This is a genomic window from Paenibacillus sp. BT-177 (genome assembly GCF_025846815.2).
GTDB lineage: Bacteria > Bacillota > Bacilli > Paenibacillales > Paenibacillaceae > Paenibacillus > Paenibacillus polymyxa_C.
Genome location: NZ_JAOYTP010000017.1, coordinates 53,014 through 62,308 on the forward strand (window position 1 = coordinate 53,014; position 9,295 = coordinate 62,308).

Genomic DNA, 9,295 nt, shown 5'->3' on the forward strand with positions numbered 1-9,295 from the left:
TAACGAACTTAAGGAGGATACTTTTCATGCGTACTACGTATATGGCGAAGCCAAATGAAGTTGAGCGCAACTGGCACATCATTGATGCCGAAGGCAAAACGCTCGGCCGTCTGGCAAGCGAAGCGGCTGCGTTGATTCGCGGCAAACACAAGCCACAGTTTACACCACATGTGGACACAGGTGATTTTGTTGTTGTAATCAATGCGGAGAAAATCGTATTGACCGGTAAAAAAATGGAGAACAAGAAATACTATCGTCACTCCCTGCACCCAGGTGGTCTGAAAGTAACAGTTGCACAAGATATGGTTAAGAACAAACCTGAACGTATGTTGGAATTGGCTGTTCACGGTATGCTTCCTAAAACTCGTCAAGGCGACAAAATGAAGCTGAGACTTAAAGCTTACAGAGGTACAGAACATCCACATGCAGCACAAAAACCTGAAGTTTACGAACTTCGCGGATAATTAAAAGGGAGGACAGTTTCATGGCACAAGTACAATACTATGGGACAGGTCGTCGTAAACATTCGGTAGCTCGTGTTCGTCTCGTACCGGGTGAAGGACGCATTGTCATCAATAAGCGTGATATTAATGAATATTTCGGTTTGGAAACTCTCAAACTGATCGTAAAACAACCACTGAATCTGACAGAAACACTTGGCAGCTATGACGTACTCGTTATCGCTCATGGTGGTGGTATCTCTGGTCAAGCAGGCGCAATCCGCCACGGTATTTCCCGTGCTCTGTTGAAAGCAGACCCAGAATTCCGTCCAGCTTTGAAAAAAGCAGGATTCTTGACTCGTGACCCACGTATGAAAGAACGTAAAAAATACGGCCTCAAAGCCGCTCGTCGTGCTCCACAGTTCTCGAAACGTTAATATTTCGAATACAGAAGAACCTTTTCCTTATGGAAAGGGTTCTTTTTTATTTAGATTATTTGCTGCTCATTAACCACATGTGGATAAATGGATCTGCACTAGAGTTTTATGGCTTCATCTGCTCTGCGATACATAAATAAGCGCATATACTGTCTGGAATACGTAAGTTATCCACGATGTTACTAAAGTAGGTATAGTTATGCACAAATATAGTTTGCTATTTTAACACGGTTTATCCTGTAATGTTCACAACCTGTGACTAATTAAAAAGATTAGAGAATTTTTTTTGTTTTCCCAATTTGATAAAAGCTTATATATCTTCTGGTTGAGCAATGGCTATTCTATCCTGTGTAGCTTTTTTGGTGACGTCCAGGATACAGCAAGGGATACATCGTTTAGCTTATGCGTACTAGCTGTAAAGCAATCTCTAGCCTACTACTGCCCATCTCCTCGGCTACCGTATTGCAGCGATGATGAGGAGTTTTTCTAACCATTGAGAACGAGCCTATAATAGGGCTCCAGTTACGTTAAGGGCTTATTTGTGCCCCAATGTATTAATTCCTCTTCAAGGGCTGCTGTGAGCGCTATAGGAGTGGATAGAGGCTTATTAGCGATTTGGGTGCCATTTCTTTTTAATATTCCTTAATAAAAGTACGATTAGTGTCAGAGCTGGTTTACCTTGAGCTGATGCCGGCCACGTACGCTTCATCTTTGAATGAAAATGGAAATAAGATGTTCGATCCCTAAATATATCTCCTCGTACAAATTCAAGGATAATCATGGATCTATGGAACGACGCTTTTATCCTCAGCTATTTTCATCTGATCATAATAATCAAATCTAGTCAGGAATACGATGGCAACCGCGTAGCGGATATATCTTTGGCACTGGTGGAGTAGAGAAAGCATCTTCATTGACCTAAAATATTTACGTCCAGGCATACCCTCTGCTATAAATAGTTACTTTTAGTTATGAAGCAACCTAAGGACAATTTTCAAACGTATGATATAAGAATATTTTATATAAAGCCAATGAACTTGATTGGATATGCAGGAGAGCGTTAAAGAATGCTGACAGAACAACGTTCCTGCATCATGCGAGAGAATAAATGTTTACAGTATGACGATTTTGCTTGGATTGACAATGGATATGAAAGTTTTATACTGTACTTAATCTTATTAGTTTAGTTGGCTTTGAAGCATCACTTATTTATGAATCTTCATATGGAGGCGCATTGATAATGAATTTATTGGAGAAAGAAGCGTTGATTAGAGTCAAGGCAAGTGAACTGGAAGAGGCTACGCCTGAAGAAATTATCAAGTATGCAGTTCATACATTTCCCAACCTTACCTTTGCTTGTAGCTTCGGAGCAGAAGATGTAGTACTAGTAGATATGCTTCAAAGAATTAGCCCTTCTACCGATATTTTTTATTTAGATACCGACTTTCATTTTCAAGAAACTTACGATACACGAGATCAGATGAAAGCTAGATACAATTTGGATTTTGTTAGAGTCTCTCCCTTAATCACTCCAGAAGAGCAAGCTGCGGAGCATGGAGAGGAGCTGTGGAAATCAAATCCTAATGCATGCTGTGGTATACGCAAAGTTGAGCCGCTGACACGCATTCTGTCTCAATACGATGCATGGATTACCGGTATTCGCCGCGATCAGGCTCCTACGCGTGCGAATGCAAAAAAGGTAGAGTATGATGAAAAGTTTGGTCTCGTTAAATTTAACCCCTTGGCGAGCTGGACTTCCGAGGACGTATGGAACTATATTCGTACTCATGAAGTATTGTATAATCCATTGCATGACCGTAATTTCCCCAGTATTGGCTGTGAGCAATGCACACGTGAAGTCCTGCCAGGTGAAGATCCACGTGCTGGTCGTTGGTCAGGGAATGAGAAAACGGAGTGTGGGCTCCATCAATAAAATTGGTATATAGGTAGCGCTGAGACTTTATTTATGATATAGAAAGGAAGTGCATTATGACTGCAATTCTTCCGCATGGCGGAACGCTCGTTGACAGAAATATTAGAGGACCGGAGCAAGAAGCACTCTTGCAGGCTGCAGGTGAATTGTTTCCTATCCCTGTAAACCCATGGACGATTTCTGATCTGGATTTGATTGGAGTAGGTGCCTTCTCTCCATTGACTGGATTTATGAATGAGTCGGATTATCGTTCGGTGGTAACGGATATGCGTCTTGCTGATGGTACAGTCTGGAGTATTCCCATTACTCTTGCAGTAGTAGAAACCATAGCCAGTGAACTGAAACTAGGTCAACAGGTGGCTTTGGTGGGGGAAACAGATGGTATCATCTATGCTGTACTTGATATTGAGAGTATTTATCAGGTTGACCAGGCAGAGGAAGCCAGATGTGTATTCAAGACGGATGACCCGGCCCATCCTGGCGTAAACAAATTGTTAGATCGACCTGCTACCTATGTAGGTGGAACGGTGCAAGTGCTGAATCCACCAGAACCTACACAATTTAGCGAATTTTATTACACGCCAGCACAGACACGTAGCCTTTTTGCTGAAAAGGGATGGAAGACAGTGGTCGGTTTTCAAACACGAAATCCGGTACACCGGGCACATGAGTACATCCAAAAAAGCGCGATGGAAATTGTGGATGCTTTATTTCTAAATCCTCTCGTTGGAGAGACCAAGTCAGATGACGTTCCAGCAAATGTGCGTATGAAGAGCTATCTGGTGTTGCTGGACAACTATTATCCGGCTGATCGAGCCTTACTGGGGGTCTTTCCTGCCGCCATGCGATACGCTGGTCCTAGAGAGGCCATTTTCCATGCTATTGTGCGAAAGAACTTTGGTTGCACCCATTTTATTGTCGGAAGAGATCATGCCGGTGTAGGGGATTATTACGGTACCTATGAAGCGCAGGAAATTTTCAAGCACTTTACACCTGAAGAGCTTGGGATTACCCCGTTGTTTTTTGAACACAGCTTTTACTGCACCCAATGTGGAAATATGGCCTCAAGCAAAACATGCCCACATCCTAAGGAGCACCATTTGACGCTCTCCGGCACCAAAGTGAGGGAATTGTTGCGCTCTGGGGTTTGTCCGCCACCTGAATTTACACGACCTGAGGTCGCTCAAGTGCTGATTGAAGGTATGAAAGAATATGTTCATGCCTGAGTTGTACTAACTACACGCCTCGTCCCATATAGATTATTAGTATCTGTATAGGACGGAGGCGTTTTGTTATGCAAAAAAACAATCGTAAAAAAGAGGTCACACTGTGGATTCGCTATCGGACGCTGCAAAAAATGCTGTTAGGCTGTTGTCTCGCTGTTCTATTTATCATGCTGACATTGTATGAGATACCTGCCTCGAGAGCGTGGATTCATTGGAGTCTACCGCTTGCTGGTAAGGTAATTGCTATAGATGCCGGACACGGAGGGCCTGATGGAGGAGCGGTTAGCAAAGAGGGGGTCATTGAAAAGGATATTAATTTGGCGATCGCTTTTTATTTGCGGGATTATTTGCAGCAAGCAGGAGCTGTTGTCGTCATGACACGTGAGGATGATCGCGATCTGGCGCAGCAAGAAACAAAAGGCTATTCCAGAAGAAAAACGGAGGATTTAAAGCAACGGGTACGTATGATTGAGGAGCAGAAAGCGGACCTCTTCTTAAGTATTCATATGAACAGTATCCCGTCGAGCCGTTGGAGTGGAGCCCAGACCTTTTTCGTACCTAATCATGCAGATAACGAGAATTTGGCGTCCTTAATTCAGGAAGAAATCAAGCGCAACTTGGAAAATACGGACAGAGTGGCTAAAACCGTAAACACGGTCTATTTATTAAAAGCACTCAAAATGCCGGCAGCTCTTGTAGAAGTCGGATTTTTGTCCCATCCAGAGGAAGCCAGACGACTCAGTGACGAGAACTATCAGAGACAAGTGGCTGCATCTATATATAAAGGGATTTTGCGTTACAGTGCCGGGGAAAAGGGAACCTCATCAGCACCTGAAGTCAGATAGTGGTATACTGTAAGTGTTTACCACTACGTAAATCAATAAAGCAGAGGTGCTGATTATTCATGCAATCGAGAGAGCAAGTTATAGAGCTACTTCAGCAAGTGCGAGAGCCTCAAACGGGACGCCGTTTGGTTGATCTCCATTTTATTCGGGATGTGGTTGTTAAAGAGGATCGGGTATCATTGACTGCTATTGCCCTGGATAGCCAGGAAGAGACGCGGACAGAACTGGATCGGGAAATCCGGCAGACGTTAGAAAAGGCAGGATTAAGTCACGTTCATATTCGTATTCGTGAGGCATCTGAGTCTGAAAAGTCAGCTATTCAAAATGGAGAGGATACCGAGGAGGTAGCTGATCCGGTATTGACCAAAGGACATGCTGTCGGTATGGAAGAACATGAGCTACTTAACCCAGCATCTGGCGTACGATTTATTGCCATTGCAAGCGGAAAAGGTGGTGTCGGGAAATCGACAGTAGCTGTGAATTTGGCGGCAGCTCTAGCCAGACAGGGTAAGCGAGTGGGATTAATTGATGCTGATATCTATGGATTCAGTGTGCCGGATATGATCGGGGTAGAGGACGTACCTTCTGTCGAAGATGGTATCATTCAGCCAGTGGAACGATTTGGTATCAAAATCATGTCCATGGGCTTCTTTGTTAGAGAAAACAATCCCGTTATTTGGAGAGGTCCCATGCTGGGAAGAATGCTTAGACAGTTTTTTAGTGATGTCGAATGGGGCAAGCTGGACTATATGATACTCGATTTACCGCCAGGTACTGGTGATGTAGCGCTTGACGTACATCAAATGATCCCGCAGAGTGAAGAAATCATTGTCACTACTCCGCATGCGACGGCAGCTTTTGTAGCTGCACGTGCAGGGGCAATGGCCCTTCAAACGGATCATAAGGTTATAGGAGTGGTGGAGAACATGTCCTATTATGTGTCCTCCACGGGAGAAAAAGACTATGTTTTTGGACGGGGAGGCGGGGCGATGTTGGCAGATAACCTTCATACGAAACTTTTGGCACAAATTCCGCTGGGTATCCCAGATAATCATCCGTCAGAAGCTGATTTTTCTCCATCCGTATATAAATCGGAGTCGGCGACAGGAGCTATTTATGATGATATAGCCGCCCAAATTATGAGGTTGCACATGGAATCTAAATAATAAAAAAGGCTGGTTGTTGAACCAGCCTTTTTTTTACTGACCTCCTCCTTGCCCTCCTTCACTACCGCCTTGTTCTCCTTCACCCCCACCACCATCTTGTTTTTGATCCCCAGAGCCACCTTGCTCTCCGCCTTTTTTCTCAACCTTAGGTTGAAGTTCTTCTTGAACGACAGTTTTGAGTAAATTCATGACCTCAAGCCGAAACATCGGATTCTGCATAGCATCATGCATGACTGTCATAGATTGTTTGCGATATTCGGGGGTTTTAGTTAAGTCCATGTACATCTTGGTTAGTTCAGGCGATTTTAGCATCGCTTCAATTGATTTTTGGTAAGAAGGGTCTTTTATAAGCTGCATATGAAGCTGTTTGCTTTGACTGTTGATGGCTTTGGCAAATTCTCCGGCAAAACGCGGATCAGTCATAATTTTTTCGATTTCTTTTTTATATTCAGGTGAGATTAAAGTATCTTTTACTGCGATTTTCATCTGTTCAGCAGATTGCGTGGGCATAAGCATTTTCATTCCCATGCTGCCCCCAGCTCCACCTCCTCCACCACTTTGACCGGATTGTCCCTCTTTTTCCCCGGTTAAGGCTTCTTCTACGGCTTTTTTTCCATCATCACTTTTCAAGATATCGACAACCATCGTTTTCATCTCTTTATAACTGGTCTGGGGAGGTGCAGAACCCTGATCCGAGCCGCAGCCGCTCAGTGCAACGCCCAGCACGCATACCATGCTAACAAATCGCAAACGAGTCCAATTCATGGCCGTATTCCTCCTTTATCATGAATGTGGATAGTATGCGGATGATTGGGGAGAAATATGTCGAGTTGTTTTTGGTTTTTAGCTGAGAACGATGTAAAATAACTCCTTAAAGACCCAGAGCTTGATCGCGAACCTCTTTACCTTTTACTGTACCCTGTTGAAGCAGTTCGGATACAGTCACGAATTCATAGCCTTGTGCCCGCAACTTGTCGATAATGATGGGCAACGCTTCATGAGTTTGTTTGCAAGAATCACTGGCATGAAGAAGGACGATATCACCGGGATGAGCTTTATTTACAACACGGTCGATGATGACCTGCGTACCAGGGTTTTTCCAGTCCAGGGAGTCAGTATCCCATTGAATGGTTTTGTAGCCTAAAGTGCTGGCAACTTGAAGTACCCTTTTGTCAAAGTCACCATTAGGCATGCGGATTAACTTCGGGGATTGTCCAGTCAGCTCGGTTAATGTGGTATGAGCCGTTGAAATCTGTTTACGAATCTCTTCATCGCTTAAGCTGCTATAATTTTCGTGTTTATGGCCATGACTGCCAATCTCAAATCCGCTTTCTTTAATTTGATTCACGAGTTCTGGATGTGTTTTGCTCCAAGGGGCAGAAAGAAAAAAGGTGGACTTGGTCACTTTTTTATCTTCGAGAACCTTTAAAATGGGAGCAGTACGCTTATCCCCCCAGCTAATGTCGAAGGTGAGAGCGATCAGCTTTTTATCCGTTGGTACACTGTAAATGGCAGTTGGCGCTTCCTCGGAAAAGACCGTAACATTATCGGTTTCTACATAAATGACTCCAGCAGTAAAGATGGCCGCTGCTATTACGATCAAGAATCGTTTGATTTTTTTGCCGTTCAATACATAGAAAAAAGAATTCATGGTTAATGCCCCTTTCATCCTAGAAGTGCTTGTTTACTTAAAGCTATGCCAGGGGTTGTCAATTATTCCATTGGACCAATAGGAGGCATCAACAAATGGGACTAAAAGCATTTTTTTATGATTTACGCACGACAAGACGGCTAATTTTGATCGCTGCACTTTTTTTCTGCGCAAGTATTGTAGTGGGATGGTTAAGTACAGGTGTTATTCAGGCTATGTTGGCACAACAAATGGAGGGACTGGGGGGAGTGGTGCAACGATTGCAGAACTCTGAGCATCCACAATGGAGTTTTTTTGTGTTTATCTTTTTCAATAATGCAATTAAATGCGTGCTGGTTATATATACCGGGGCTCTTTTTGGAATCGTACCGTTTATATTTTTGATTGTGAACGGAATGGTTTTAGGTTTCGTAGTACACCTGCAGACAGATATGGGAAGAAGTATGTATGAAATTGTCGTAAAAGGATTATTGCCTCATGGTGTGATTGAATTGCCTGTTTTAATTATCGCCTGTGCCTTCGGATTGAAGTTTGGAGTCAATATAATATCTACCCTAGGTACAAGCATAGGACTAAAACGCAAAGGTACTGGCCCATCGTGGGAGTTTTTTTTGAAACAAACGTTGACCGTGTCAATATGGTCTGTCATCTTTCTGTTTATAGCAGCTGCGATTGAGAGCGGCATAACTTATCGTTTATTGTCGCATTAAAATAATATGGCCAATTATTTATATATTTCCCGAAAATTGAACATAACAAAGGGGAGAGCGTAAACAAAAACATTAAAGATACTTGGAGTAAGTTTGAAACCTTAGCAGTTGAGTTTAAAAACAGGTAAAGTTTGGAACAATTAATTGGGCAAATATAAGTACTATATAATCTGCTGATAAGGGAGTATGGTCATATGTTGGGAATGCTGTTTAACGAAAAAGAATGCAAGGAACTTGACTATGTTCTTCGTAAGGAACTAGATGAAATGCTGCTTGATATGAGCGATACCCGATTGGACCAGGATATCCGTTATGCTATAGCACTTCGATATAAAACAGTTTTCCGCATGTATGCCCGTTTTGCACCCGCTAAGGAACTATCCAAATATGCACGCAGAGGCCGTGTCCCGCAAACCAAACAATGATAAGATAAAGCAGAACTATATCAGACCGAGATATCAGGAAGTAAATATACTTTCTGATATCAAAAAAAAGTATTGACTCTATTCAATATTCATGTTAAATTAATTTTCGTTCCTTTTTGAAGGATTTGCTCGAAAAAAGAATTAAAAAAACTCTTGCAAAATTCAAAAAGAGATGATATATTATAAAAGTCGCCGCTGAGATGCGGTGGTGAAACAAAGTGAGATATAATGAAGGTTTGATCTTTGAAAACTGAACAACGAGTGAGTAAATGATTTTGTTCGCAAAATCAAACAAAGAGATATTTTATCTCGTCAGTTTCAACATGAGCTAATCGCTCTTTCTATAAACCAACTTCGGTTGGTCTTTAATGGAGAGTTTGATCCTGGCTCAGGACGAACGCTGGCGGCGTGCCTAATACATGCAAGTCGAGCGAGGTTATTTAGAAGCTTGCTTCTAAATAA

The 9,295-nt window shown here is 42.7% G+C and carries 10 protein-coding genes and 1 rRNA gene; 9 read left to right on the forward strand and 2 right to left on the reverse strand.

Translation table 11 applies throughout. The annotated features are described in order from the left end of the window. Nucleotides 1–26 precede the first annotated feature (26 nt). The 6 genes from rplM to OIU26_RS25295 all read left to right on the forward strand — a co-directional run bounded on the left by rplM (nucleotide 27) and on the right by OIU26_RS25295 (nucleotide 6,047). The gene (gene rplM, locus OIU26_RS25270; RefSeq protein ID WP_013373251.1) at nucleotides 27–464 is read left to right on the forward strand and encodes a 50S ribosomal protein L13; all 438 of its coding nucleotides are present in this window, start codon (nucleotides 27–29) and stop codon (nucleotides 462–464) included. A 20-nt stretch (nucleotides 465–484) separates the two neighbouring features. After that, nucleotides 485–877, forward strand: a complete 393-nt coding sequence (gene rpsI, locus OIU26_RS25275) for a 30S ribosomal protein S9 (RefSeq protein WP_013373250.1) — start codon at nucleotides 485–487, stop codon at nucleotides 875–877. Between the two features lie 1,240 nt (nucleotides 878–2,117). Then, a complete protein-coding gene (locus OIU26_RS25280) occupies nucleotides 2,118–2,810 on the forward strand; it encodes a phosphoadenylyl-sulfate reductase (RefSeq protein ID WP_264218359.1) in 693 nt (230 codons plus the stop codon). Nucleotides 2,811–2,866: 56 nt separating this feature from the next. Further along, nucleotides 2,867–4,036, forward strand: coding sequence for a sulfate adenylyltransferase (sat, locus tag OIU26_RS25285; protein WP_264218360.1), 1,170 nt, complete (start codon nucleotides 2,867–2,869; stop codon nucleotides 4,034–4,036). A gap of 68 nt (nucleotides 4,037–4,104) precedes the next feature. Further along, a complete protein-coding gene (gene cwlD / locus OIU26_RS25290; protein ID WP_264218361.1) occupies nucleotides 4,105–4,881 on the forward strand; it encodes an N-acetylmuramoyl-L-alanine amidase CwlD in 777 nt (258 codons plus the stop codon). Between the two features lie 59 nt (nucleotides 4,882–4,940). Continuing rightward, nucleotides 4,941–6,047, forward strand: a complete 1,107-nt coding sequence (locus OIU26_RS25295; protein ID WP_264218362.1) for an Mrp/NBP35 family ATP-binding protein — start codon at nucleotides 4,941–4,943, stop codon at nucleotides 6,045–6,047. A gap of 33 nt (nucleotides 6,048–6,080) precedes the next feature. On the opposite strand, the gene gerD is transcribed toward OIU26_RS25295, so the two are convergent. After that, entirely contained in the window at nucleotides 6,081–6,812 is a 732-nt protein-coding gene (gene gerD, locus OIU26_RS25300; protein WP_264218363.1) for a spore germination lipoprotein GerD, read from the reverse strand. Nucleotides 6,813–6,918: 106 nt separating this feature from the next. After that, complete coding sequence (gene pdaB / locus OIU26_RS25305) at nucleotides 6,919–7,698, reverse strand: polysaccharide deacetylase family sporulation protein PdaB (protein WP_264218364.1); 780 nt, start codon at nucleotides 7,696–7,698, stop codon at nucleotides 6,919–6,921. A 95-nt stretch (nucleotides 7,699–7,793) separates the two neighbouring features. On the opposite strand from pdaB, the gene OIU26_RS25310 reads away from it, so the two are divergent. The 3 genes from OIU26_RS25310 to OIU26_RS25320 form a co-directional block, all read left to right on the forward strand. Then, nucleotides 7,794–8,408 carry a stage II sporulation protein M gene (locus tag OIU26_RS25310; RefSeq protein WP_264218365.1) on the forward strand — a complete coding sequence of 205 codons (615 nt, stop codon included), beginning with the start codon at nucleotides 7,794–7,796 and terminating at the stop codon, nucleotides 8,406–8,408. A 194-nt stretch (nucleotides 8,409–8,602) separates the two neighbouring features. Then, complete coding sequence (locus tag OIU26_RS25315) at nucleotides 8,603–8,833, forward strand: hypothetical protein (protein WP_013312131.1); 231 nt, start codon at nucleotides 8,603–8,605, stop codon at nucleotides 8,831–8,833. A 365-nt stretch (nucleotides 8,834–9,198) separates the two neighbouring features. Further along, nucleotides 9,199–9,295 (forward strand): 16S ribosomal RNA (locus OIU26_RS25320); the annotation flags it as partial.

Coding starts and splice junctions, on each gene's coding strand:
- sat (WP_264218360.1), top strand. CDS start 2,867: ATGACTGCAATTCTTCCGCATGGCGGAACGCTCGTTGACAGAAATATT.
- cwlD (WP_264218361.1), top strand. CDS start 4,105: ATGCAAAAAAACAATCGTAAAAAAGAGGTCACACTGTGGATTCGCTAT.
- OIU26_RS25315 (WP_013312131.1), top strand. CDS start 8,603: ATGTTGGGAATGCTGTTTAACGAAAAAGAATGCAAGGAACTTGACTAT.
- rplM (WP_013373251.1), top strand. CDS start 27: ATGCGTACTACGTATATGGCGAAGCCAAATGAAGTTGAGCGCAACTGG.
- rpsI (WP_013373250.1), top strand. CDS start 485: ATGGCACAAGTACAATACTATGGGACAGGTCGTCGTAAACATTCGGTA.
- OIU26_RS25295 (WP_264218362.1), top strand. CDS start 4,941: ATGCAATCGAGAGAGCAAGTTATAGAGCTACTTCAGCAAGTGCGAGAG.
- pdaB (WP_264218364.1), bottom strand. CDS start 7,698: ATGAATTCTTTTTTCTATGTATTGAACGGCAAAAAAATCAAACGATTC.
- OIU26_RS25310 (WP_264218365.1), top strand. CDS start 7,794: ATGGGACTAAAAGCATTTTTTTATGATTTACGCACGACAAGACGGCTA.
- gerD (WP_264218363.1), bottom strand. CDS start 6,812: ATGAATTGGACTCGTTTGCGATTTGTTAGCATGGTATGCGTGCTGGGC.
- OIU26_RS25280 (WP_264218359.1), top strand. CDS start 2,118: ATGAATTTATTGGAGAAAGAAGCGTTGATTAGAGTCAAGGCAAGTGAA.